This is a genomic window from Bradyrhizobium sp. CIR48, from assembly GCF_014198315.1.
Classification (GTDB): Bacteria; Pseudomonadota; Alphaproteobacteria; order Rhizobiales; family Xanthobacteraceae; genus Bradyrhizobium.
This window is the reverse complement of the sequence record NZ_JACIHG010000019.1, coordinates 50,647-73,716: the sequence shown is the minus strand read 5'-3', so window position 1 is coordinate 73,716 and position 23,070 is coordinate 50,647. Positions and strand designations below refer to the sequence as shown.

At 65.1% G+C, this 23,070-nt stretch carries 21 protein-coding genes; 11 read left to right on the top strand and 10 right to left on the bottom strand.

What is annotated here, in order from left to right; translation table 11 throughout:
* Positions 1-41: 41 nt before the first annotated feature.
* From GGD66_RS38955 to GGD66_RS38935, 5 genes are all read left to right on the top strand, one after another.
* The gene (locus GGD66_RS38955) at positions 42-3,503 is read left to right on the top strand and encodes an AAA family ATPase (protein ID WP_183261883.1); all 3,462 of its coding nucleotides are present in this window, start codon (positions 42-44) and stop codon (positions 3,501-3,503) included.
* Between the two features lies 1 nt (position 3,504).
* A complete protein-coding gene (locus tag GGD66_RS38950) occupies positions 3,505-4,296 on the top strand; it encodes a protein-L-isoaspartate O-methyltransferase (protein ID WP_092253873.1) in 792 nt (263 codons plus the stop codon).
* Positions 4,297-4,392: 96 nt separating this feature from the next.
* A complete protein-coding gene (locus tag GGD66_RS38945) occupies positions 4,393-4,773 on the top strand; it encodes a hypothetical protein (RefSeq protein WP_183261881.1) in 381 nt (126 codons plus the stop codon).
* Between the two features lie 249 nt (positions 4,774-5,022).
* Positions 5,023-5,370 carry a DUF6036 family nucleotidyltransferase gene (locus tag GGD66_RS41880; protein WP_244550628.1) on the top strand — a complete coding sequence of 116 codons (348 nt, stop codon included), beginning with the start codon at positions 5,023-5,025 and terminating at the stop codon, positions 5,368-5,370.
* Between the two features lie 108 nt (positions 5,371-5,478).
* Positions 5,479-6,429, top strand: a complete 951-nt coding sequence (locus tag GGD66_RS38935) for a DUF6492 family protein (RefSeq protein ID WP_092253871.1) — start codon at positions 5,479-5,481, stop codon at positions 6,427-6,429.
* 10 nt (positions 6,430-6,439) lie between these two features.
* Here GGD66_RS38935 and GGD66_RS38930 read toward each other — a convergent pair whose 3' ends face one another.
* A complete protein-coding gene (locus tag GGD66_RS38930; protein WP_018316968.1) occupies positions 6,440-7,507 on the bottom strand; it encodes an endo-1,4-beta-xylanase in 1,068 nt (355 codons plus the stop codon).
* Positions 7,508-7,839: 332 nt separating this feature from the next.
* On the opposite strand from GGD66_RS38930, the gene GGD66_RS38925 reads away from it, so the two are divergent.
* Together GGD66_RS38925 and GGD66_RS38920 are read left to right on the top strand one after the other, a co-directional pair.
* On the top strand, positions 7,840-9,276 hold the full coding sequence (locus GGD66_RS38925; RefSeq protein WP_183261879.1) for a lipopolysaccharide biosynthesis protein: 1,437 nt from the start codon (positions 7,840-7,842) through the stop codon (positions 9,274-9,276).
* A 241-nt stretch (positions 9,277-9,517) separates the two neighbouring features.
* Entirely contained in the window at positions 9,518-11,074 is a 1,557-nt protein-coding gene (locus GGD66_RS38920) for a L,D-transpeptidase (protein ID WP_183261877.1), read from the top strand.
* Between the two features lie 34 nt (positions 11,075-11,108).
* On the opposite strand, the gene GGD66_RS38915 is transcribed toward GGD66_RS38920, so the two are convergent.
* From GGD66_RS38915 to GGD66_RS38895, 5 genes are all read right to left on the bottom strand, one after another.
* A complete protein-coding gene (locus GGD66_RS38915; protein ID WP_183261875.1) occupies positions 11,109-11,921 on the bottom strand; it encodes a class I SAM-dependent methyltransferase in 813 nt (270 codons plus the stop codon).
* Between the two features lie 82 nt (positions 11,922-12,003).
* Positions 12,004-12,543, bottom strand: a complete 540-nt coding sequence (locus GGD66_RS38910) for a VOC family protein (protein ID WP_183261873.1) — start codon at positions 12,541-12,543, stop codon at positions 12,004-12,006.
* Positions 12,544-12,568: 25 nt separating this feature from the next.
* Entirely contained in the window at positions 12,569-13,537 is a 969-nt protein-coding gene (locus GGD66_RS38905; protein ID WP_183261871.1) for a tripartite tricarboxylate transporter substrate binding protein, read from the bottom strand.
* Between the two features lie 11 nt (positions 13,538-13,548).
* A complete protein-coding gene (locus tag GGD66_RS38900; protein ID WP_183261869.1) occupies positions 13,549-14,442 on the bottom strand; it encodes an MBL fold metallo-hydrolase in 894 nt (297 codons plus the stop codon).
* A gap of 3 nt (positions 14,443-14,445) precedes the next feature.
* Positions 14,446-15,648, bottom strand: coding sequence for an ABC transporter substrate-binding protein (locus GGD66_RS38895; protein WP_183261867.1), 1,203 nt, complete (start codon positions 15,646-15,648; stop codon positions 14,446-14,448).
* A 168-nt stretch (positions 15,649-15,816) separates the two neighbouring features.
* Between GGD66_RS38895 and GGD66_RS38890 the strand changes: the two genes are divergently transcribed.
* Genes GGD66_RS38890 through GGD66_RS38880 form a run of 3 tightly spaced genes read left to right on the top strand, consistent with a single transcriptional unit; the run spans position 15,817 to position 17,900 of the window.
* Positions 15,817-16,515, top strand: coding sequence for a TetR/AcrR family transcriptional regulator (locus GGD66_RS38890; protein WP_183261866.1), 699 nt, complete (start codon positions 15,817-15,819; stop codon positions 16,513-16,515).
* A complete protein-coding gene (locus GGD66_RS38885) occupies positions 16,493-17,053 on the top strand; it encodes a carboxymuconolactone decarboxylase family protein (protein WP_183261864.1) in 561 nt (186 codons plus the stop codon). Before GGD66_RS38890 ends, GGD66_RS38885 begins: the two co-directional genes overlap by 23 nt.
* A 1-nt stretch (position 17,054) precedes the next feature.
* Positions 17,055-17,900: an SDR family NAD(P)-dependent oxidoreductase gene (locus GGD66_RS38880; protein WP_183261863.1), complete on the top strand. Its 846-nt coding sequence runs from the start codon at positions 17,055-17,057 to the stop codon at positions 17,898-17,900.
* A gap of 191 nt (positions 17,901-18,091) precedes the next feature.
* Here the strand turns inward: GGD66_RS38880 and GGD66_RS38875 are convergent, their stop codons facing one another.
* From GGD66_RS38875 to GGD66_RS38860, 4 genes are read right to left on the bottom strand one after another with little or no spacing between them, the layout of a single operon-like run.
* Positions 18,092-18,601 (bottom strand): DoxX family protein, encoded by a 510-nt coding sequence (locus tag GGD66_RS38875; protein WP_183261861.1) that lies wholly within the window; start codon positions 18,599-18,601, stop codon positions 18,092-18,094.
* On the bottom strand, positions 18,598-19,380 hold the full coding sequence (locus tag GGD66_RS38870; RefSeq protein ID WP_183261859.1) for a DNA-binding domain-containing protein: 783 nt from the start codon (positions 19,378-19,380) through the stop codon (positions 18,598-18,600). Before GGD66_RS38870 ends, GGD66_RS38875 begins: the two co-directional genes overlap by 4 nt.
* The gene (locus GGD66_RS38865) at positions 19,370-20,287 is read right to left on the bottom strand and encodes a DUF692 domain-containing protein (RefSeq protein ID WP_183261857.1); all 918 of its coding nucleotides are present in this window, start codon (positions 20,285-20,287) and stop codon (positions 19,370-19,372) included. The genes GGD66_RS38870 and GGD66_RS38865 overlap by 11 nt, the downstream gene beginning before the upstream one ends.
* Positions 20,288-20,330: 43 nt before the next feature.
* A complete protein-coding gene (locus GGD66_RS38860; protein WP_092253843.1) occupies positions 20,331-20,636 on the bottom strand; it encodes a DUF2282 domain-containing protein in 306 nt (101 codons plus the stop codon).
* Between the two features lie 313 nt (positions 20,637-20,949).
* Here GGD66_RS38860 and GGD66_RS38855 point away from each other — a divergent pair, with 313 nt between their 5' ends.
* Complete coding sequence (locus tag GGD66_RS38855) at positions 20,950-23,046, top strand: adenylate/guanylate cyclase domain-containing protein (RefSeq protein WP_183261855.1); 2,097 nt, start codon at positions 20,950-20,952, stop codon at positions 23,044-23,046.
* The last annotated feature ends 24 nt before the right edge of the window (positions 23,047-23,070 follow it).

The following is a 23,070-nucleotide window of genomic DNA, read 5'->3' as shown; positions in this document are numbered from 1 at the left end:
CCTAAGCCCTTCGACGGAATTATGGTCGGGCAGAAATCACCATGCTGGAGAATGGGCCGGACACGGAAAGGGAAGGCGAGCTGAAGCGCTGGCTCGAGGGCGTCGGCCTCGGCCACTACACCGATCTCTTCGTACAGCACCGTCTCGATCTCGACGTCATGGGTGACCTGACCGAATCCGATCTGGTCGAGCTCGGATTGCCGCTCGGCGATCGCAAGCGGCTGCAGCGGGCGATGGCGGCGCTGTTCCAGGCGGAAACGGCCGAGGCGCCCGCGACAATGGTGCCGCCAACGCGCACGGAGGTCGGCGCTGAACGGCGTCAGCTCACCACCATGTTCTGTGACATGGTGGATTCCACCTCGCTGTCCGTGCAGTTCGATCCGGAAGACGTTCGCGACATGATCGCGAGCTTCCGCGAAACCTGCGTCCGTGTGGTCAAGCATTACGAGGGCTTTGCCGCCCGTTTCGTCGGCGATGGTATCCTCGTCTATTTCGGCTATCCGACCGCGCATGAGGACGATGCCGAACGTGCGGTGCGCGCCGGGCTCGAGATCGTGCGGCTGCTATCGAGCGCACGCGCGACCGAGCTGCGCGGTGGGCTCAGCCACTCACCCGCCGTCCGCATCGGGATCGCGACCGGCCTCGTCGTGGTCGGCGATCTCGTCGGGCAGGGCACCGAAGAGCGCGACTCCGCGGTCGGAGAAACCGTCAATCTCGCCGCGCGCCTGCAGGGCCTCGCGCCGCCTAACGGCGTGGTGATTTCCTCATCGACCCAGTCGCTGTTGAAGGGGAAGTTCGACTACCGCAATCTCGGGGTCCATGCCTTGAAGGGGATATCCGAGAAGACGCAGGCCTGGCACGTGGTGCGCGCCTCGCGGGTGGAGACCCGCTTCGCCGCCGCCATGGGCACGCGATTGACGCCGCTCGTCAACCGCGAGGAGGAGATCGCGCTGTTGATGGGCCGCTGGGAGCAGGCCAAGGATGGTGACGGCCAGGTCGTGGTCAAGTTCGGCGAGCCCGGTATCGGCAAGTCGCGCATCATCCAGGAAATCTTCGAGCGGATATCGGGCGACCGGCATGGACAGGTCTCGTTCCAGTGCTCGCCCTATTACACGTCCACCGCGTTCTATCCGTTCGCCGAGCAGCTCAAATTCTACCTCGGCCTCGACCGCGAGGATGCGTCCGCGCTGTCGCTGGCGGGCCTGGAGAGCGCGATCGCCGCCGCTCATGGCGACATCGAGCAGGTCACGCCGCTGTTTGCCGCGCTGTTGTCGATACCGACCGGCGACCGCTATCCGCGGCTCGAGCTGTCGCCGCAGCAGCAGAAGGATGCGACCGTCGGGGCGCTGGTCAATCACTTCCTCGGCCTTGCGCGCGAGATGCCGCTGGTGATCGCGTTCGAGGATTTGCACTGGATCGACCCGACCTCGCGCGAGGTGATCGACCTCCTGGTCGACCGGGTGCAGAACCGGCCGATCCTGGTCATCATCACCGCGCGGTCCGAATTCCAGCCGAGCTGGAACGCGCATTCGCACATCACGACGCTGGTGCTGAACCGCCTGAGCCGGCAGCTGCGCGCCACGCTGGTGGAGCGCGTCGCCGGCAGAGAGCTGCCCAAGGAGGTCGTCGAGGAGATCATCGTCAAGACCGACGGCGTGCCGCTGTTCCTGGAGGAGCTGACCAAGACGGTCCTCGAATCCAACCTGCTGACCGAGCGGCAAGGGCGCTACGTGCTGTCGGGCCCGTGGCGGCAGCTCGCGATCCCGGCAACCCTGACCGACTCGCTGATGGCGCGGCTGGACCGGATGGGGCCGTTCAAGCGGATCGCGCAGATCGGCGCCACCATCGGCCGCGAGTTTTCCTACGAGACGCTGCACGCGGTCGCCAATACGCCGGCGGAACAGATCGAGGCGGCGCTCAATCATCTGGAGCAGGCCGGGCTGATCATGCGCCGCGGTCTTCCGCCCGATGCGCTCTATTCCTTCAAGCACGTCATGATTCAGAACGCCGCGCATGCGAGCCTGCTGCACAGCGAGCGGCGCAAGCTGCATTCACGGATCGCCCAGGTGCTTGCCGAGATGTATCCGGAGAAGACCGAGCGCGAACCGGAGCTGCTCGCCCATCACATGACTGAATCCGGCCAGAGCGAGGGCGCCGCGAGCTTCTGGCTCAAGGCCGGCAAGCAGGCGGCAAAGACCGGCGCCAATCTGGAGGCGATCGGCCATCTGCGCCGCGGCCTCAGCGTCGTGCAGGCCAATGCGCGGATGCAGGGCGCCGACGAAATGGAGCTCGAGCTGCGCATTGCGCTCGGCAACGCGCTGATCGCCGCCAAGGGCTACGCGGTCCAGGAGGTCGAGGAGAACTACATCCGCGCGCTCGAGCTCGGCCAGCAGCTTGACGACGACGAAAAGATCTTTGCCGCCACCCGCGGGCTCTGGGTCTGTCACTTCATCCGCGCCGATCTCACCCGCGCGCACGATCTCAGCGTCGAGCTGTTGAAATTCGCCAAGCGCGAGCGGCTCAACGAGCGGACACAGCCGGCGCAGCAGACCGGCTATCTGATCGAGGCGCACCGCTCGATCGCGATGACCATGCTCTATCGCGGCCGCTTTGCCGCTTCCCAACATCATCTGCACCGCTGCATCAATCTCTACAGCCCGGATCTCCACTCCGATCTGATGGAGCGGCACGGCATCGATCCCGGCGTCGTCTCGCTGTCCTATCTCGGCTACCTCCTGTGGTTCCTCGGCCGCCCCGACGCGGCGCGCCAGCACAGCGAGCAGGCGATCGCGAATGCCGAGAAGATCCGCCATCCTTTCACGCTCGCCTTCGCGCTCGTGTTCGGTGCGTATCTCTGCCAGCACTTGCGCGACGTCGAGGGCACGCGCGACCATGCCAACCGCGCCATGATCATCGCCACCGAGCATAATTTTCTGCATTGGAAGCAGCAGGCGGCGATCCTGCGCGGCTGGGCGCTGGCGCAACTCGGCGAGGCCGATGAAGGCCTCAGCCAGATGCGCTTCGGCCTCGACGAGTATGAGGCGATGGATTCCTGGCTCGCCGGCTGCTGGTTCCGCTGCCTGCTTGCGGAGGCCTACGCCAAGGTCGGGATGCGCGAGGCCGCCTTGCGCGCGCTCGATGGTGCGCTCGCGACCGCGCGGCGGACCGGCGATCATTCCTATCTCGCCGAAGTCTATCGCCTGCAGGGCGAGATCACGCTGTCGGACGGCGACCCGGCCTCGGCACAGGAGGCGGGTGATCTGTTCGCGCTGTCGCTGGAGATCGCGCGCAAGCAGGGCGCGTTGTCCTGGGAGCTTCGCACCGCCGTCAGCCTCGCGCACCTGTCACATCAAGCCGGCAGGCGCGAGCACGCGCGTCTGCTGCTCGTGCCCGTTGTCGGCAAGTTCAGCGAGGGTTTTTACACGCCGGACCTGAAGCAGGCGGTGCAGCTCGTCAACGAGCTCGGTGCGGACGCGCCGGTCCGCGAACGCGCCGACCCCTGACATGAGCGATCTTGCCGCCGCGCGTGCGCGCTATGTGGAGAGGATTGCAAAGCGCGAGCGGATTGCTTCAAAGCGCCTGCTCGAAGCGCTCGCCGCCATCCCGCGCGAAAACTTTCTGCCGAGAGGGCCCTGGCGGATCAAGAGTGAAGCGGCGCGCAGCTATCGGCTGACGCCGGATGGCGATCCCGTCCATCTCTATGACAACGTGCTGGTCGCAATCGACGCGCGCCGCAAGCTCGACACCGGGCTGCCCAGCCTGTGGGCGCATTTCATCGATTTGCTCGACATCAAGGAGAAGCACCGCGTGGTCCAGATCGGCTGCGGGCTCGGCTATTTCTCGGCGGTGTTGTCGAAGATCGTGGGACCCAAGGGCAGGGTGATCGCCATCGAATGCGACGAGCGTCTGGCGCGCCGCGCTGCAGGTTTCCTTCAGACTTATCATAACGTCGAGGTGGTCCATGGCGACGGATGTGAGGAGATCCGCGAGCGCGCTGACGTGATCATCATCCACGCCGGCTTCTCGCATCCGCATCCGCTCTGGCTCGAGGCGCTTCGGCCGCGCGGCCGCCTGTTGGTGCCGCTGACCCAGCGGGACCGTGAAGGCGCCGCCCTCAAGATCACGCGCAGGGGCGGGGGGTTCGAAGCCGAGGCGGTGCAGCAGATCCGGATCTTCCCCGGCCAGGGCCGTGGTGTGACCGCGCTCGACGACCGTGTCGCCGACTGGTGGCAGCGCGCCTCGGCTCTGGCGCCGCTGCGCTTTCGCGGGATCGAGCAGGGACTGCCGTCGGATTAGGGCTTGCCGGAATCGAGGTGGCAACTATCTGGAAGTTATGCTCTTTTTTGTTTCGCGTTGGTTGTCTATATTCTGGTCCGGTCCACGGACAAGCAGATGAGTGACGGATTGAACGAAGGCGTGGTTGGCGACACCGCTAAGCTGATGATGCATCGGCTGATCGCGCGGAGACTTCGTCGTGACCCAACTTTGGTGGACAAGGGCAAGGCAGCTCACACGCGTCAGGCCGACCAATTCACCGACTGGCCATTCGTGCAGGAGTGGCAGGAATTGCTGGCGCTTCCGACTGGAGAGTTGGCGGTGAAACTGATCAGTCGCGATCGCGAGATGGTCAGATTGCGCAATTCGTCGCCGTTCTTTCTCACCGATGGCATTCATTTCGGCGATTACGACACGAGGATCCGGCTACGGAGGGCTGCGAGAAGAATCGTCGAGCGCGGCTTGAGCACTCAACTCGCTTCTGCTCGAGGCCTGTGATGCCTGGTGGCCCCTTCCGCGATTTCGAGGATTTGCTCAGAGTGGTGAGGGCACTTGCCTTGGAGTTCAAGACGGACACCGTGTTCATCGTTGGTAGCCAGGCGATTCTGGCTTCCATGTCGGACGCGCCGGAGGCGGCGACGGAATCGCCGGAAATCGATGCGTTTCCAGCAAACGCGAAAGTCTGGGAAATGACGGAGGCCAAGCGCACGCGTGACGGTGTGCAGCCTATTGCGTCTGAGCACATCGATGGTCTTTTCGGATCTGAAAGCCACTTTCACCGAACACATGGTTTCTACATCGACGGCGTGGATGAGACGACGGCCAAGCTTCCGAGAGGCTGGCGGCACCGCCGTTACAGTGCAGACCGAAGTCGAAGGACGGACGGTAATCGGCGTGGCGCCTGCGCCGGAAGACCTCGTCGTGTCCAAAATCGCCAGATTGGATGAGAGGGACAAGCAGTTCGTTGGCGCGATCCATGAGACGCATCCGTTGGACCTGGAGTTGATCGAACGGAGAATCCGAGAAACCGACCTTGATCCGGCTATTGCGGAGCGAGCGGTCGCCTACATCAGAAGCCTGAAATCCAAAAGCTAGATTTCCCGTGTCGCGCTCCATTTCGCTTTACCTTGATTCAGGTTGAGAGTTTCCAGTCTCTATCCGCGCCGCTATGAGTACGGCCTGATGGCCATTTGAGCGCGCTCCATGCATTCCGTTGCCCTGCTGACCGCCAGCTATGCCAAGGATATCGAACGCTTTTCGCTGCTCAGCGAGAGCATCGACACCTGGCTCTCGGGATACACGCGGCATTATGTTCTCGTTAACGATGAAGACGTGCCGCTGTTCGAGCGCTTCGCCTCCGACAAGCGGGTCATCGTTCCGGCCTCGCGCTATTTGCCGAAATGGCTGTTTGCGCTGCCGCCGGCGCTCCAGTTCATCAGCAAGCGCCGCGTCTGGCTGTCGCTGCTGTCCTCGCCGGTGCATGGCTGGCACATCCAGCAGATCCTGAAGATCGCCGGCGTCCTCAATGCGCCCGAGCAGCGCGTCTGCATCCTGGATTCGGACAATCTGTTCTTCCGCGAATTCGACGTCGGCCAATATGCCGGGGCTGAGAAGACGCCTCTGTTCGTCACGCCGAAGGACATCCGCGCTGACCACCCGCTGCACGGGCTGTGGCTGCGCACCGTCGATCAGCTTCTCGGTATCAAGGATCGCTCGTTTCCCGCCGACGATTATGTCGGCAATGCGCTGGTCTGGGACAAGGACACCGCGCGCGCGATGACCGCCGCCATCAAGTCGGCGACCGGCTTGAACTGGGTTCTGGCGCTGTGCCGGAAGAAGAAGTTCTCGGAATATCTGATGTACGGCCACTTCGTCGCGAACTCGCCCGCACATCTCGCCGCCCACCGGGTCACCGAAGACAGCATCGCGGTCTCGCATTGGGATGACACGCCGCTCGACCGCCCGGCGATCGAAGCGCTGATGCGTGCCGCTTCGCCCGGGCAGGTCGCGCTCTGCATCCAGTCCTATTCCTCGACCTCGGTCGAGGACATCCGCGACGTGTTCCGCCTCAGCTCGCGCGATCGCCGGGCTCCGAGCCTGTCTCCCGAAGATATGGGAGACGCGGCCGAGTTCGAGGTGAAGACGCGCAGCTAAGCTCGCGCGTTCAAACGTCCTTTGTGAACTTGCTGATCACGTCCATGAATGGCTTCGGCTTGAACTCGCCGTCGAGCGGCAGCGGCCGGTTCGGCTGCTTGTCCGCGCGGGCGAAGGTGCCGTTGATCCAGCTGTAGCGATCCGAGAGGCCCCAGGTCAGGATCGACCGCACCGGGCCGCTGGTTGAAATGGCCGTCAGCAGGTCGTCGACGCGTTTGGCGACGATGGCGTCGCGCTCGGCCGGATTGCCCGTCAGCTTCTGGTCGTCGACGTCGAGTTCGGTGACATACACCTCGAGTCCCCACGAGCGCAGCTCGGTGACGAACTCGGCGAGCCCATGGGTGTCGATCTCGAGCTCGGCGTGCAGATGCGATTGCAGTCCGACGGCGTGCAGCGGAACACCCTGGTCGAGCAGGTCCATGATCAGATTGCGATAAGCCGCGCGCTTGGCAATGAACGAGTCCTTGGCCGACTCGATATCATACTCGTTGATCGCGAGCTTGACGAACGGATCGGCCGCAGCGGCCGTGCGGAACGCCAGCGGAATCCAGCTCTGGCCGAGATGCTGCGTCCAGAACGTGTCGCGCCGGTCCTTTGTGCTGCGGGGATTGTCAGGGATCGGCTCGTTGACGACGTCCCACGACGTCAGCTTGTCCTTGTAATAGGAGACGACGGTGCCGATGTGGTCGACATAGGCGCGCTCGACGCCGCGTGTGTCCTTGATCTGCTTGGCCCAGTCCGGGATGTCGTGATACCAGGCCAGCGCGTGGCCGCGCATCGTCAGATCGTTGTCCCGCGCAAAATCCAGAATCGCGTCGGCGCGCTCGAAGTTGAACGTGTGCGCATTCGGCCGCAGCATCGGCCATTTCAGCTCGAGCACCGGGACGACCTGGGTGCAATAGGTGCTGATGGCTTCGCCGAGCCTGGGATCGGCCTGCAGGTCCCAGAGCGTGGCCGCTGCCCCGAACCCCGGATGGCGCTGCGCCAGTTTCGACGCCGGCGCCGCCGACGCGGATGCGCCCGCCGCGAGGGCTGCGGCGCTGCCGAGGAGAAATTCGCGTCTGTCGAGCCTGGTCACGGCCGTCCTTTTCGAACCAACGCACCATCGTACCAAGCGGCGCCTCGCGACGCCGGGGTTTCGCCTTGTTAAGTTAACCTCTGCCGCCTGGAAGCCATGGTTCCTTTTCGTGATGGCGCCTTGTCGTTCAGGGAAGGGCAAATTTAACGCTAATGCGCGAAAGCGGCTCCAAGGCTTCATTCGCCGCCCGATCTGCAGACTTATGTGACACTCTTGAGCGATGCTGCGGCGCATTCGTTTGCCCCGCCAAAGGCCCCATTTAAGGCCCCATTCAAGGCCCCATTGATGAACGGCCGTCACACCCGCAAGACCGCTGCCGGTCCCGTGCTCGCATGCTGAACCGACATTTTTCGATTTATCTCGTTGCCTACATCCTGCCTGCGGCGGTGGGCTTCTTCGCGGTCACGGCCTATACGCGGCTGCTGACGCCGGCAGAGTACGGCGTCTATGTCGTCGGCATCAGCCTCGCCGGCATTCTGGGCGCGATCTTCTTCGCCTGGATCAAGCTGTCGGTGTCCCGTTATCAGGCGATGTCGGCGGAGGTGGATTTTCGCGGCACGGCGATGGTGGCTTTCGGGCTCACCGTCGCGGTGCTCTGCGCCACGACGCCGCTGGTCTTCCTGTTCCGCAGCGACCTCAGTGTCGAGCTGCTGCTTGCCAGCATGTTCGTCGCGATCATGGCCAATGCCGTCGATGTCGGCCAGGAGTTCGAGCGCGCCAAGTTGCGTCCCTACCGGTTTGCCGCGATCTCGATCGTGCGCAGCGTGTCGAGCGTCGGCTTCGGCCTCCTCGGCATCTGGCTCGGCTGGGGTGGATTGGGGCTGCTTGCCGCGTTTGGTCTGGGGTCGCTCACTGGCATCATCCTGAACCTCGTCGGCGACCGCACCAAGATCGCACGCTTTGAGCGCAGCCAGTTCATGCAGCTCGCGCGTTACGGCCTGCCGCTGACGCTGGCCGGGCTTTCCGTTGCAGTTTATTCGGCCTGCGACCGCCTGATTGTCGCGTATCTGCTCGGCAAGGACGCCGCCGGCATCTTCGGCGTTGCCGCCGACCTGCCGCGCCAGTTCATGGTCATGATCGCATCCAGCGTTGCCGCGGCCACCGTGCCGCTGGTGTTCCGGTCGTTGTCGGAGAATAGCAAGGAGACGACGCGGGAGCGGCTGACCGAGAGCCTCGAGCTGCTGCTCGTCGTCGTCACCCCCGTTGCGATCTGGCTCGCGCTTGCAGCGGATCAGGTTGCCGGCACGCTCGTCGGCATCGACTTCCGCGCCGGCGTGTCGGCGCTGCTGCCGACCCTGGTGCTCGCCCGCTTCTTCGGTATCGCCAATCAGTTCTATGTGCAGATCAGCTTCCAGCTTGCCGAGCGGCCCTTCATGCTGGCGGCGCAGTCCTTTCTCACGCTGGTGGTCAGCGTGGTCCTGATGTTCGCGCTCGTCGCCGGCTACGGGATCTTTGGGGCGGCACTGGCGACGCTCGCGACCGAGGCGCTCGGTTTCCTCGTCGCCGTCGTCCTGATGCATCGCGCCCACCCGGTCCCGTTCGACCTCGGCCGCCTCGCCGGTATTGCGGCCTCCGCAGCGGCGATGGCGGCTGCAATCCTGGCTGCGCGGTCTCAAGCGGGCGGCACCGGCTTTGTGTCGCTCGTCATCGTCAGCTTCGCCGGCGGCCTTGCCTATGTCGCGGCGGCCTGGCTGCTCAACGTCGCCAATGTCCGGACGCTGTCGCTGCGTTTCCTGCGGACGTTCAACCGCAAGGCTCTGGGCGCCTGACGGGCGTGTCCTTGCCGGCAGAGGCGGACATTCTGCCGCAGTGAATGCCACCAGGTTCGGACCAACCCCGGCTGCAACCGACCTTCCGCCGGCTCGGGCCGTCATATATGAGGGATTTGTCGCCGGACCGGGCCGAATATCGCCACAGACGGAACGTATGGCGGCTGCGATTTCTTAATTGAATGACCGCAATCTGATACATGATCGGCACGAGCGGGCCGGCATTTCGACCGAGGATGGCATGAAAAACCGACTGACGACGGCGCAACCCACCAAGGCGATGCGGCGTCGGGTGCCTCCCGGAATCGTGACATTGGCGGCAATGGCGGTCCTGGCGGCGGTCGCGCCGGCGAGCGCGGCCAAGCAGGCGCGCCAGCCCGCCGAGGCGGTGGCGCAGCGCCAGGCCGGCGATCCCATCATGGCGATCGTGTCGATCAAGAGCCAGCAGGTCACGTTCTACGATTCGGAGGGCTGGATCCTGCGCGCGCCGGTGTCGACCGGCACCACGGGACGCGAGACGCCGGCCGGCGTCTTCGCCGTCGTCGAGAAGGACAAGGACCACCGCTCGACCATGTATGACGACGCCTGGATGCCGAACATGCAGCGCATCACCTGGAACGGCATCGCGCTGCATGGCGGACCGCTGCCCGGCTATGCCGCCTCGCACGGCTGCGTGCGCATGCCCTTCGGCTTTGCCGAGAACCTGTTCGACAAGACTTATATCGGGATGCGGGTGATCATCTCGCCTCACGATACGGTCCCGACCGATATCGCTCACCCCTCGCTGTTCGTACCGAAGCCGGAAGCGATCGCGGCAGCGCCCAGGCTGGCCGACAAGCTCTCCGTCGAGGCCGACGAGGCCACAAGGGCCGCCGACGAGGCCAAGAAGGCTGCGTCCGCCGCCGCCAAGGAAGCTGCGTCGCTTCCTGCCGCGCTGCGCAAGCTGGAACAGCAGAAGGCCCGCGCTGACGCCGAGCTCGCCTTCGCCGACAAGACGCTCGCGAATGCCAAGAACGATCAGGCCCGCGCCAAGGCCGAGGAGTTGAAGCAGAAGGCGGCGACCAAGGCCGCCGACGCGGCGACGCAGCTCGACGCCGCCAAGGCCGCCGCGCAGCCGAAGCGCGATGCCGTGGCCGCGACGAAGGACGCCGCGAAGGCCTCCGCGGCCAGGAAGGCCGACGCCGTGAAGGCCGCGACCGACGCAAAGCTCGCGGGTGAGCCGGTCTCGGTCTACATCAGCCGCTCGACGCAGAAGCTCTACGTGCGGCGAAACACGCACAAGCCAGCACCCGATGGCGGCGGTGAGGTGTTCGACACCAGCATCGAAGTCCCCGTTACGATCCGCAATCCCGAGCAGCCGATCGGCACGCATATCTTCACGGCGATGGCGAAGTCCGCTACGGGCCTGCGCTGGAGCGTGGTCACGATCGAGAACGGCGACGAGGCGAGGAATGCGCTCGACCGCATCACCATCCCGCAGGACGTCTGGGATCGCATCGGGCCGACTGCATTGCCACGTTCTTCCATCATCATCTCGGACGAGCCGCTGAGCAGCGAGACCAATTACCGGACCGAGTTCGTGGCGGTGCTGAGCGACCAGCCGCAAGGCGGCTTCATCACGCGCAAGCCGACGGCACCTGCCATGATCGCCAGCGATGACGGCTGGGACAATGGCGGTAACGGCTTCGGCTTCTTCTACCAGCGTGACCCCTATGTACAGCCGGCCAATCCGCGCCGGCAGCGCGGCCAGTACCAATACTATCAATCGACGGAGCCGATGCAGCGGAGCTGGTGGTAGGACGCGGGGCGGCAACCCGAACCGTAGCCTGCAGTTACGGACGCGCTTCGATCACCACAGCCTGAATCTTGCCTTCTACCGGTCCGGCGCCATGACGCGTCCGGATCGCCTCGGCGACGATGTCGGTCGCAGCCTGAAGCTTGCTGGCATCCCTTGCCTCGATCTCGCTGCGCAGTGGCGTGCCTTGGCAAAGGGCGACCGCGACGTATTCGGGCGATGGCGCGCGGCTTGTTTCAGCTCGCGTCTCGATCGAGATGTCGCGGAAGCCGGCACGTTCGAGGTCGGCTCTGATGACGTCTCTGTCGTGATAGCCGTGGGGCGTGCGGACCATGAAGCGCGGCGGGTCGTCGGGAAACAGCTTTCCGAGCGCGACCGTCGCTTCATGCGTCAGCACATTGTCCTCGATCCGATCCCAGACGTTGAACACGAACGTGCCGTCCGGCTTCAGGACGCGCTTCACCTCCGCGTAAGCTTTGGTGCGGTCCGGAAAGAACATCGCGCCGAACTGGCAGCAGACCACGTCGAACTCGGCATCACCGAAGGGCAGGGCCATGCCGTCCGCCTGGCGCCAGCTGATGCGATCATCGTCCTTCTGACGCTGCGCGGCGACTGCGAGCATGGGCTCGTTGAGATCGGTGGCTACGTAACGGATGCCGCGCGGCAGCGCCGCCGCCACGGCGCGCGTCACTGCGCCGGTGCCCGCGGCGATCTCGAGCAGCACGGAAGGAGAGCGGGCGGCGATCCGTCTTGCGATGTCCTCCGCATAGACGGAGAAGATCATCGGGACGAGATACTCGTCGTAGATTTTCGGAATCGAGCCGGCGAAAACCTTGTCAGTGTCGGACATGCTTGCCTCGCTGAAGGTTCGGACACCCGGCTTATGTACCATGGTTTGTCCGCCAACGCGCCTGCCCAGCCGGCGAAAGCTCCTACGATTTCCCGCCACCGACCTCGCGGATCGGCCGGGTGCCGTCCCAGCTTATCGCGGCCTGCCGGACCTTCTCGAAGAACGGCCCCTTGGTGCCACTGATGTCCGAGATCTCGATCACCGTACCCGGATGGGCCTGGGTGTCGAAATAGGCAAAGCGCCCCTTCTCGCCGCCGATCTGGCCCTCATGGCCAATCCTGTAGCCGAGCCCGATCGCCTTGTCGTAGAGCGCCTGATAGTCGTGGCTCCAGTACGACATGTGCTGGAGGCCTTCGTGCCCGGCGTCGAGGAATTCCTTGTAGAGCGAGGGCGCGTCGTTGCGCTGCTGGATCAGCTCGATCTGGAGGTCGCCGGAATTTGCCAGCGCGATGCTCATCTCCACGGCGGAGTCCTCGCCGCGATGGCGAAACCAGTCGGTCTTGATCCGGTCCATGTAGTACCAGGGGCCGACACCAATCACCTCGATCCAGTGCTTCATCGCGGCGTGGATATCCCGCACCACATATCCGTTCTGGCGCACCGCGCCGAAGATGCGGCTCATGCCCGCGCTCCTGTTCTCTGCCTATTCACTTGACCTCAATGCCGGCGTCCTTGGCAACCTGTTTCCAGGCTGCGATGTCGCGCGCGTTGAGATCGCGCTGCTCGTCGCCGGGGACGAATTGCGGCGTGATGCCGAGTGCCAGCAGCTTCTGCTTCACCACCTCGTCACCGAGCGCGTCCTTCAAGGCCGCCGACAATTTTTGTGCGATCGGCGGAGCGACGCCCGCCGGCGCATACATCGCCCAGGACAGACTGCGATCGAACGGCACGCCCTGCTCCCCGTAGCTGGCGACATCCGGCAGGCTCGGCGAACGCTCGCCGCAGGCGGCCAGCGCCTTGATCGAACCGTCCTTCACCAGCGGCGTTGCCGTCGCCACGTCGAGCGTTGCAAGGGAGATGTGGCCGCCGAGCAAATCGCCGGCGAGTTTTGCGATGCCGTTGAAAGGCACGTGGTCCATCTTGATGCCGGCCTGCTGCATCAGGATCTCCGCGCAGAATTGCCCGGTCGAGCCGACGCCCCAGCTGCCGTACTGGATCGGCTCGCCCTTCTTGGCCAGCACCACCAGGCCCTTGATGTCGTTGGCGGCAAAATTCCTGGTGGCGACCAGCATGATCGAGGAGGTGCCGACGCGGCCGATGGTCGTGAAATCCTTGATCGGATCGTAGGGCAGTTTTGGATAGATCGCGGGAGCCAGCACATGCGTGGTCATGCCGCCGACGGTGATGGTGTAGCCGTCATTCGCAGATGTCGCGACCATCTGCGTGCCGAGCGTGCCGGCCGCACCGGTGTGGTTCTCGATGTAGATGCTCTGTCCGAGCGTCTTGCCCATCCTGTCCGCAAGCAGCCGGCCGACCACGTCGCCGCCGCCGCCGGCCGCGTAAGGCAGCAGCATCCGGATCTTGCGGGTCGGGTAGGCGGCGGGATCTTCGGCTCGTGCCGGCAGGGCCGCCGACAGCAATGCTAGAAACGAAAGCGTGATGGTGCGCAGCTTCATGATGTGTCCCCCTAATTCTCGAAACGAAATCTGTAGGCATCGCCGTGCCTGACCACGCGTCCCGCGGTCGGTGCCGGAAAATGGCCGGTGAGCAGATAGCTCGGCGTATCCGCAAGCTCTTCCAGCAGCGCCATGCGCGTTGCGACCGCCGCAGCCGGATCGACGTCGGCGGCATTCGATAACCACGGCGCGGCGCACTGGATCGGATGATGGATGACGTCGCCGGACATCACCGCGTGATCGCGGTCGCCGTTGAGGTGGATCTGCATGTTGCCGGCGGTGTGCCCAGGTGCCGGCGCAAAGCGCAAGGCAGCGTCGCGATCGCTAAACAGGCGATGATCTGTCTCGACGAATTCGGCGAGGCCTGCGGCGACGACCGGCAGCACGGAATCCTCAAACGAGCCGTGGTTCACTGGGCTCCTCGGCGCCGCATTGTGCGCGGCTTCGAAGTGGCGATATTCGGCGCGGCCCATCAGATAGCGCGCATTGGGGAAGGTCGGCACCCAACGGCCGTCGATCAGCCGCGTGTTCCAGCCGACGTGATCGACATGCAGGTGCGTGCACATCACGAAGTCGACCTGTTCGGGTGCAACGCCCAGCGCCTGCAGGTTCTCGAGATAAGGCTGGTCGAGGTTGTTCCACGCCTGCACGCGGGGTCGATGCTTGTGGTTGCCGCAGCAGGTGTCGACGATCGCGGTCCAGCGCGGCGTGCGGATGAGATAAGAGTGATGGCTGAGGATGAAGCGGCCTGTCTCCGGCTCGATGTAGCGATGATCGAGCCAGCTCCGGTTCTCCGCGATCACCGCGTCGGTGACGTTGGCGAACAGCCAGCTCTTGTCGAAGGCAAGCGAAGGGATCTCGCTGACGAGATCGACCCGCATGCCGCCGATCTTGACCTGCCGCATCGGTCAGTTCTTCAGGAGATCGCCGAACGGCACCCAGCGCGTGCCGTCGAAACGAATCAGCTGGAGGCTCGTCATCGGCGTAAAGCGCTCGGGCGAGTTGTTCACCGCGGTGCCGTTGATCAGCATCGGCAGCTTCACGTCCTTCATGGTCGTCGCCTGCTTCATCACGTTGGTTCGGGTGAGATCGTTGCCGGAGGCCTTCAGCACCGTGACCAACGTCTGCGCGATGGTGTAGCCGTAGACGTTGAGCCAGTCGCTTTTGTTGGCGTCCGGCATGTACTTGTCCATGAAGGCGAGCCACTCCCGGTAGCCGGCGTCATCCTTGTTGGCGGGATCGGTTGCGTCCTTCAGATATTGGCTGGAGATGACGCCGGTGGAATTGTCCTTGCCGGCCGGCTCCAGCACGCCGCTGATCGAGGCCGAGACATTGGAGATGATGGTGACCGGCTTCCAGCCGATCTCGCCGATCTTGCGGATCGCCTGCGCCGCGAATTTCGGCGTCGCCGCGACCAACACCACGTCGGCGCCGGCGGTTTTCAACTGCAGAATCTGTGTGTCCACGGTCGGCGCAGAGGTCTCGTAAGCGGCGCGCGCTACAATGGCCTCGCCGCTGCCAAGGCCTTCCTCCAGCGCCTTCAGGTAATCCTTGCCGAGGTCGTCGTTCTGGTAGAGCACGCCGATCTTCGCATTGGCGTGGCTTGCCTTGATGTACCGGGCGTAGGCGATCGCCTCATCGCGATAGGTCGGCTGCCAGCCGACCGTCCATGGAAAGTTCTTGGGATCGTCCCACTTCGCGGCGCCCGAGCCCAGAAAGAGCTGCGGCACCTTGCGGTCGTTGAGATATTTGTGCACGGCGCCGTTGGTCGGCGTGCCGACGCCGCCGAAGATCAGCAGCACCTCTTCGCTCTCGACCAAGCGGCGGGTCTGCTCCACCGTCTTCGGCGGGCTATAAGCATCGTCGGCGATGATCATCTGGATGCGCCGCCCGTTGACGCCGCCGTCGTCGTTCACCTTGCGGAAATAAGCCTCCGCCGATTTCGCGATCTGCGCGAAGGCCGACACCGGGCCGCTCAGCGGCGCGGTGGTGCCGATCTTGATCGTCTTGTCGTCGGCGCCGGGATCGTATTTGCTTTGGGCAGAGGCGGCGCTGCTTGCGAGCAGCGGCAACAGGATGCAGGCCGCACGAAGGCGGGCAAGGCGCGCCATGACGTCGTCTCCCCAAAATTGCTCTCCGCCTCTCGAGGAGCGGAGTTGAAACGCGAGAACAGCGCCCGCAAGCGGGCTTGCGGGCCGCGACCATTGCCGCCAGACTGACGAAACGAACGATCGTTCGTACGGTTGACTAGCGAACGATCGTTCGTTAGTCAAGCCGACATGGCTGTCCACACCTCCAGCGCGGCGGAAGCGGCTGCGCCCACGACCCGTGAGCGCATCCTCACCGAAGCGCTCGACCTGTTCGCCCAGAGCGGCTATGGCGGCGCCTCGATGCGCGAACTCGCGCGCCGCGTCGGCATCCGCGAGAGCAGCCTCTACAATCATTTCCCGGGCAAGGCTGCGATCCTGGAGGCGATCGTCAGCGAGCATGGTCCAGCAAGCTCGGCGAGCCGGCTGGAGGAGCCGCGCTACAAGCAGCTCGCGCGCCAGCCCGCAGCGTTCTGCCGGCAGTTTGCGCTCGACCTCGTCGAGCAATGGTCCGATCCGCGCGAGCACCAGTTTCAGAAGGTGATCACGGCTGAGCGTAACCGCGTGCCCGGTATCCGCGCCAAATTCGCCGATCATTTCTACGCGCGCGAGCAGAGCATGATGACGGATTACTTCCGCGGCTTTGCGCTCGCCGGCCTGGTCAAGACGCCGGACCCGCGCGAGACCGCGCGGCTGTTCGCGGCCGGCCTGATCTACATCCGCCTCGAGCACTACGTGATGGGCGCAACGCCTTCGCCGCGGCCCAAGGTGATCGAAGCGATCGACCGCTATCTCGCCTTCTTCCTGTCGCTGATCGCGGCAGGCGAGGACACCGACAACAAGAAACGGAAACCCAAGGGAGAGAACCGTGGCAAGGCTGCCCCTGATTGATCCGGAGACGACGAGCGGCGATATCCGCGCCTCGTTCGACCGTATGCCGGTTAAGCTCAACATCTTTCGCATGATGGCCCATGCCGAGGCCAACATGATCCCGGCGATGCGGCTCGGCAATTCGATCCTGCACAAGCAGAAGCTCTCGGCCGTCAACCGCGAACTCCTGATCCTCCAGGCCGCTCAGCTCGAGGGCGGCGCCTATGAATGGCGCCAGCACGTGCCGATCGCGCTCGGGGTCGGCTGCACGCAAGGGCAGGTCGATGCCGTCGAGCGCGCAGATTATGACGCCGCCGCGCTGAGCGAGGCCGAGCGTGCGCTGCTCAAGTTTGGCCGCGAGGTGATCGAGAACGTCCGCGTGCCCGAGGCGACCTTCGCCGCTGCTCACGCGCATTTCAGCGACCAGGAGATCGTGGAATCCATCGTCGCGCTCGGCTTCTACATGATGATGGCCCGTCTCACCGAGGCGACCGAAACCGATCTCGATCCCGCGGCCGGGATGACGGTCTATGACGGCGGCAAGAGGCCCGGTGGTTGAGATGGCGGAAACCGACAGCAGGCCGGAGCGCTATGTTCGTCCGCCCAGCGCGGAATCGCTAGGCGAAGCGCCGGGCAGGGGGCGGCTGAAAGGCCGCCGCATCCTGATCGTCGGCGGCGGCCAGCGCGTGTTCGACGCCGCCACCGATCCGATCGGCAACGGCCGCGCCATGAGCATCTTGTGCGCACGCGAGGGCGCGAGGGTCGCGGTGGCCGACCTCAACCATGCCTCCGCGCAGCAGACCGTCAAGCACATCAACGATGAAGGCGGGGAGGGCTTTGCCATCGTGGCCGACGTCACGTCAGAGGCGGACGTCCAGCGCATGATCGAGGAAGCCCATCGCGCCATGGGCGGCCTTGATGGCATGGTTCTGAACATCGGCACCTTCGGCAAGACCGGCCTCGATAACGTCAGCCCCGAAGAGTGGAACAGGATCTACGACGTCAATGTCCGCGGTCCCATGCTGTGCTGCCGCGCCGCGCTGCCGCGATTCGACAATGGCGGCTCGGTCGTCTTCATCTCCTCGATCGCCGCCTTGAAGGCTGGATCGCAGATGGCGGTGTACGATTCCTCCAAGGCCGCGCTCGGCGGCCTGATGCGCAACATCGCCCATCTCGGATCGCGCCGCGGCATCCGCGCCAACCTCGTCTATCCCGGTCTGGTCGATACCCCGAACGGTCGCGAAGCTGGCGCCGGCCGCCCCAACCGCGGCAAGGGCCACGTCCCGTTCGGCCGCCAGGCCACGGCCTGGGAGATCGCCTATGCGGTGCTGTTCTTCCTGTCGGACGAAAGCGTCTACGTCACCGCGCAGACACTCGCAGTGGATAGCGGTTTGAGCGGGATGTGAGGCCTGCCATTCGGGCTACTGCTGACCACACCCTTTGACGTCATCCTGAGGTGCTCACCTTGCGATGCGAGAGCATCGCAAGGTGAGCCTCGAAGGATGGGCCACGGGCGCTTGCGGCCCATCCTTCGAGGCGCGCAAGGGCGCGCACCTCAGGATGACGGCGATGCATGTGGAGACACAAAATCGGGTATCTACTGCGGCTGCGATCGCGCGCGACAAAGCAAATGATCGAGCGAAATGTTCCCCGGCCCGTGAGCCATGATGCCGAGCGCCATCGCCGCCCAGGTGAGGTGGATCGGCCAGCCATCGGGCACCGTGAGCTCGACGATGACAGTCATGAATAGCAGCCCGAGCGCGGCCAGCCGGGTGCCCAGCCCGAGCACCAGCAGGATCGGAAGCAGGATCTCGCCGCAGCCCGACAGGAATGCCATCACGGTCGGTGCCGGGAAGTGATAGGGCCCGCCCGGCAGATGCAGCATGAATTCGTCGCTGAACAGCGTCACGGCGCTGTCGTTCAGCTTGAGGAAGCCGCCCCATTTGAGCATGCCTGAACGCCAGAACGGCACCGCCAGCGCGAGGCGCAGCACGAGCTGGACGAGCGAAGGCGTGGCAAGCGTCTGGATCAGGCGATTGGCCCTGTCGACGAGCAACCAGGGCGAGGGCAGTCCGCTTTCGGTGGTCATGTGCTGGTCCGTGATCATGATGGGTCTCCGCAAGCGAGCGAGATGAAGGCGCCGGCCTCGATCAGCCCGGCGATGTTCGCGGCGATGTCGAATTCGGGCGCAGCGTCCAGCGCCGCCGCCGCGGCCTCGCCGAGCGATAGCCCCGAGATCAGGTTACTCGCGAAGACCGCGCCGCCGGGCGGAAGGCGGCGCACCGTTACGTCGAATGCCGGTCGCGTGATCAGGGCGTCCTCCGGCGTCGAGGCATCGATGCGCAGAAGCGGTGCACCGTCGCGATTGGCCGCAAAGATCGTGACGGCTGCGTATTGCGAGCGCAGGCATCGCGTCGCCGGATGCGGAACGAACGTCAAATTGGCCAAACGGTGGGGCGTCACCGCCGACAGCCGGTCCGCCGGCAGCGGGGCGGCATCGCGCGCATGATAGCAGTCGAGCCAGGCCCGCTCGATGCGCGCGACGTCGGCGAGAAAGGGCATATCTTGCGCATGCTCATAGGCTGCGATGAACTCCGGAAAGTCGCGGCCATACTCGAACAGCAGCGGCGAGGTCGGCGGATTGCTGCGAACATGGAAGCGCGCCATGGCGCGGAAGAACTCGGCGCCGGTGATGCGCTGCACCGCCGGATAAATCGCGGCCAGCGCGTCGATCAGGCTGACGGTGACGTTGTTGCGGTAGACATCGTAGCGCCGGCCGGCGGCCTTGCCGTTCGGGCCGGTCACGATCGCAGGCGTGCTGCGTGCCGGATCCAGCAGCGCCGGCGCGAAGGCAGCAGCAAAGGACAGACCGGGTTCAGGCAGCATGACGCTCTCCTGCCATTGCTGTGGATTGATGACGGTCGAGGATCGCCTGTGCGGCAAGGGCTTCCGCTTGCAGCACCGGCCAGTCCGGAATTTTGCTGTCCCATTCGACCAGCGTCGGCACCGCGCCGCGGCGCCTGATGACGATTTCATAGAGCTTCCAGACGGCGTCCGCGACCGGGCCGTCGTGACTGTCGATCAACAGCAGATCGCCTTCGTCGTCGGCCTGCTCGGCATGGCCCGCAAGATGAATTTCCTGGACGTGCGACAGCGGGAAATTTGCGAGGTAGTCGAGCGCCGAATAGCCCTGATTGGTGGCGGAGACGAACACGTTGTTGACGTCGAGCAGCAGCGCGCAGCCGGTGCGCTCGGCAATGGCGCGGATGAACTCGGTCTCGCGCATCGAGGATTCGCGGAAGGCGACATAAGTCGACGGGTTTTCCAGCAGCAGCGGACGGCGGATCGCCTCCTGCACCTGGTCGATGTGGTCGCAGACGCAAGCCAGCGTCGCTTCGGTATAGGGCAGCGGCAACAGATCGTTGAAGAAGCTGGTCTCATGGGTCGACCAGGCGAGGTGCTCGGAGACCAGCGCCGGCTGATAGCGCGCGACGAGGCTACGGAAGCGCGCCAGATGCGCCTTGTCGAGCGGCCGAGGGCCGCCGATCGACATGCAGACGCCATGCAGCGACAGAGGATGGTCGCGGCGGATCGCTTCCAGGGCGCGATGCGGCGGACCTCCATCGCCCATGTAGTTCTCGGCGTGAACTTCGAAGAAGCCACGCCGAGGTCCCGCCTCGAGGATATCAGGCAGATGCTCGGGCTTGAAGCTCGTCCCGGCAACGCCGCCGATGGGCGTTGCGAAGCGGAGCGGCATGGCTGCTGGTCGGGTCGGCTGGATCACCGTGCTCATCGTGCTGCTCCGTTCGTGCTTGTTGGCGACGTCGCGGCGGCGGTCAGACCGGCTTGAGCGAGCCCTTCTTGCCGCCCGGCAGCTCGATGCTGGTGCAGGTGCCGCCCTGCACGAACTTCCAGGCGTTGCCCTGGAAATCGATGGTCGAGGTGCCCTGGCAGGTGGTGCCCGGTCCTGCCGCACAATCGTTCTGGCCCTTCAGCGCAACGCCGAAGCACTTTTCCTTCTTGGCGGCGACGGCAGCTTCGCCCTCGGCCTTGGTCAGCGGGCCGGCGGCGGCGAGGGTCGCGAGCGCGGTCGAGACGGCGCCGGCGAGGACGAGCGAGGTGACGGCATGTTTGGCAGACATCGAGATTCTCCTGTTCGAGATGGCATCGCCTGGCAGGCGACGCGCGCATGGTCTCCTTCGCTGCGCGCGCAGCCCGCGTTACAGCGAGACTGCTCACGAACCCGTGAGACCGTTTGGATCGGGCGCACCGCCGGTGCGCTTGGGCCGGCATTAGCGGGCAAGCGTCCTTTGAAGGCCAATGCCTAGGGTCTATCGAGACGGTAGCCACCGGGCATTGGCGACGCGCCTTCATTTCCTGCCAGACGTAACGGGCGAGCGCCGGCGGCGTAGAGCAATGTCAGTGGCTCGTATGGACCGGCAGGCGAAGACAGCGATGAAGGTTGATCCCGAACGACGGCTTCATGCGATCGCTGGGCTGACGGTCAGCATCCGTCTTGCGGTGTCCGCGCTGGTCCTCGCGGCGATCCTGCTGACGGCCGCGCTCTCCAGCCTGCTCTGGTGGCGCACGGCGGAGGCGACCAGCCGGCAGCTCGCCGCGACCATCAACGAGCAGATCGTTGCGGCGGTGCGCAAGGAGGTCTCGGCCATCGTCGACGAGGCCCGCGCCGCGCACACCGCGATCCGAACGCTGTTCCTGCAGAACGTGCTCGACACCCGCGAGGCCGACAAGCGGGAATTCGTGTTCCTGTCGCAATTGCAGTCGCAGGCGACGATTTCCTGGGTCGCCTTCGGCTGGCCCGACGGCTCCTTCTTCGCCGCGCACAAGCTCGGCGATCGCCGCCTGGAGATGATGGAGATCTCGCTGACCGATCATCCGGGCCAGCGCCGCGTCGACGAATATGACGTGGTGCCTGGCGATATCGAATTCGCCAATCGCCGGTTCGAGCCGAGCGGATTCCACGTCGCCGATCAGGCCTGGTTCAAGGCCGGGCTGACCGCGGACGAGCCGCAATGGTTCAGGGTGATGGACCACCCGACCGGCGAGCGGCCGTCGATCGCGTTTGCGGGGCCGATCGACGTCTATCAGGAGCGGCAGGGCGTTCTGGCCGTCATCATCGAATATACCAGGCTTGCGCGTTTCCTGTCGCAGCTCGAGGTCGGGCGCACGGGAACTGCCTTCATCGTCGATGGAAGCGGCGAGCTCGTCGCGGCGCCGGACAAGGAGGCCGACGAGCTCCATCCGGCGCGCGGCGACACGACGCTGCTGCCGCTGGCGCGCGCTGCGCTCGACAAGGCGGGCGAGGACGGCCGCAAGGAGGCCTGGCGAAGCCGGCTCACCTCCGGCGGCGCGGCCTACGAGGTCGCGCTGACGCCGCTGCCGTTTCCTGGCTGGTCGCTCGCCACCGTGATCCCGGAGGCCGAATTTCTCGGCCCGGTCGAGACGACGCTGCGGCGCCTGATCCTCGGCCTCGCCATCGGCGCCGTGCTCGCTGCGCTGGCCTCGGCGATGCTGGCGCGTTCCGTGATCGCCGCGCCGCTGTCGCGCGTCGTCGGCGAGCTTCGCCATGTCGAGGCCTTCGCGCTGGAGCAGGTCCGCCGCCACCCGTCACGACTCAAGGAGATCGCGAGCCTGTCGGGTGCGATCGCCGAGATGGCGGCCGGCTTGTCCGCGTTCCGCAAATTCATCCCGGCCGATCTGGTCCGCGGCCTGCTGCGCCAGGGCGTCGAAGCGCGGCCCGGCGGCAGCGTCCAGGAGCTCAGCGTGATGTTCATCGACATTGCCGGCTTCACCGGGCTGTCCGAGCGGCTAGGCGACCGCGTGGTGCCGCTGCTGTCGCGCTATCTCGACGTCACCTCGGAGATCATCGTCGCCAATGGCGGCACCATCGACAAGTTCATCGGCGATGCCGTGATGGCGTTCTGGGGTGCGCCGCAGCCGCAACGCGACCACGCCGCGCGATGCTGCCGCGCGGCGCTCGCTTGTCGCAGGGCGATCGAAGCATCGGGCCTCGCTGACGATCTCGGTCAGCCGCTCCAGATCCGGATCGGCATCAATTCGGGCCGCATGCTGGTCGGCAATATCGGCTCGGAGCTGCGGCTGAACTATACCGTGATCGGCGATGCCGTGAATGTCGCCAGCCGGCTCGAAGGCGCCAACAAATCCTATGGCACGCAGATTCTGATCGGCGAGGCGACCGAACGCCTGGCGCGCGGCGCCGTCATCACGCGCGAGGTCGACAGCATCGCGGTCTACGGACGGGAGGAGGGACTTTCCGTCCACGAACTGGTCGGGATCGCGGACGAAGACGCCATCGACGGAGAGGCGATCGGCTGGATCGGGGATTACGAGCGCGGCCTTGCCTGCTATCGCGCGCGGCGGTTTGCCGATGCGCTCGCCGATTTCGAGGCCGTGCTGAAACGGCGCGGCCACGATCGTCCGGCCGAGCTGATGCGCGACCGCTGCAAGCAGCTCGCATCGGCCGCGCCCGACCCCGCCTGGCGGGCCGTGGCGACACTGGCGTCGAAATAGCGGCGTCCGAGTCCGGGACATCTG

Bases quoted from the DNA above. Each gene is read 5' to 3' on its own strand.
- GGD66_RS38870 (WP_183261859.1), bottom strand. From the start codon at position 19,380: ATGCTGCCTGAACCCGGTCTGTCCTTTGCTGCTGCCTTCGCGCCGGCG.
- GGD66_RS38955 (WP_183261883.1), top strand. From the start codon at position 42: ATGCTGGAGAATGGGCCGGACACGGAAAGGGAAGGCGAGCTGAAGCGC.
- GGD66_RS38860 (WP_092253843.1), bottom strand. From the start codon at position 20,636: ATGTCTGCCAAACATGCCGTCACCTCGCTCGTCCTCGCCGGCGCCGTC.
- GGD66_RS38900 (WP_183261869.1), bottom strand. From the start codon at position 14,442: ATGCGGCAGGTCAAGATCGGCGGCATGCGGGTCGATCTCGTCAGCGAG.
- GGD66_RS38925 (WP_183261879.1), top strand. From the start codon at position 7,840: ATGCTGAACCGACATTTTTCGATTTATCTCGTTGCCTACATCCTGCCT.
- GGD66_RS38910 (WP_183261873.1), bottom strand. From the start codon at position 12,543: ATGAGCCGCATCTTCGGCGCGGTGCGCCAGAACGGATATGTGGTGCGG.
- GGD66_RS38855 (WP_183261855.1), top strand. From the start codon at position 20,950: ATGAAGGTTGATCCCGAACGACGGCTTCATGCGATCGCTGGGCTGACG.
- GGD66_RS38865 (WP_183261857.1), bottom strand. From the start codon at position 20,287: ATGAGCACGGTGATCCAGCCGACCCGACCAGCAGCCATGCCGCTCCGC.
- GGD66_RS38890 (WP_183261866.1), top strand. From the start codon at position 15,817: ATGGCTGTCCACACCTCCAGCGCGGCGGAAGCGGCTGCGCCCACGACC.
- GGD66_RS38945 (WP_183261881.1), top strand. From the start codon at position 4,393: ATGAGTGACGGATTGAACGAAGGCGTGGTTGGCGACACCGCTAAGCTG.
- GGD66_RS38935 (WP_092253871.1), top strand. From the start codon at position 5,479: ATGCATTCCGTTGCCCTGCTGACCGCCAGCTATGCCAAGGATATCGAA.
- GGD66_RS41880 (WP_244550628.1), top strand. From the start codon at position 5,023: ATGGTCTTTTCGGATCTGAAAGCCACTTTCACCGAACACATGGTTTCT.
- GGD66_RS38880 (WP_183261863.1), top strand. From the start codon at position 17,055: ATGGCGGAAACCGACAGCAGGCCGGAGCGCTATGTTCGTCCGCCCAGC.
- GGD66_RS38920 (WP_183261877.1), top strand. From the start codon at position 9,518: ATGAAAAACCGACTGACGACGGCGCAACCCACCAAGGCGATGCGGCGT.
- GGD66_RS38895 (WP_183261867.1), bottom strand. From the start codon at position 15,648: ATGGCGCGCCTTGCCCGCCTTCGTGCGGCCTGCATCCTGTTGCCGCTG.
- GGD66_RS38915 (WP_183261875.1), bottom strand. From the start codon at position 11,921: ATGTCCGACACTGACAAGGTTTTCGCCGGCTCGATTCCGAAAATCTAC.
- GGD66_RS38905 (WP_183261871.1), bottom strand. From the start codon at position 13,537: ATGAAGCTGCGCACCATCACGCTTTCGTTTCTAGCATTGCTGTCGGCG.
- GGD66_RS38950 (WP_092253873.1), top strand. From the start codon at position 3,505: ATGAGCGATCTTGCCGCCGCGCGTGCGCGCTATGTGGAGAGGATTGCA.
- GGD66_RS38875 (WP_183261861.1), bottom strand. From the start codon at position 18,601: ATGATCACGGACCAGCACATGACCACCGAAAGCGGACTGCCCTCGCCC.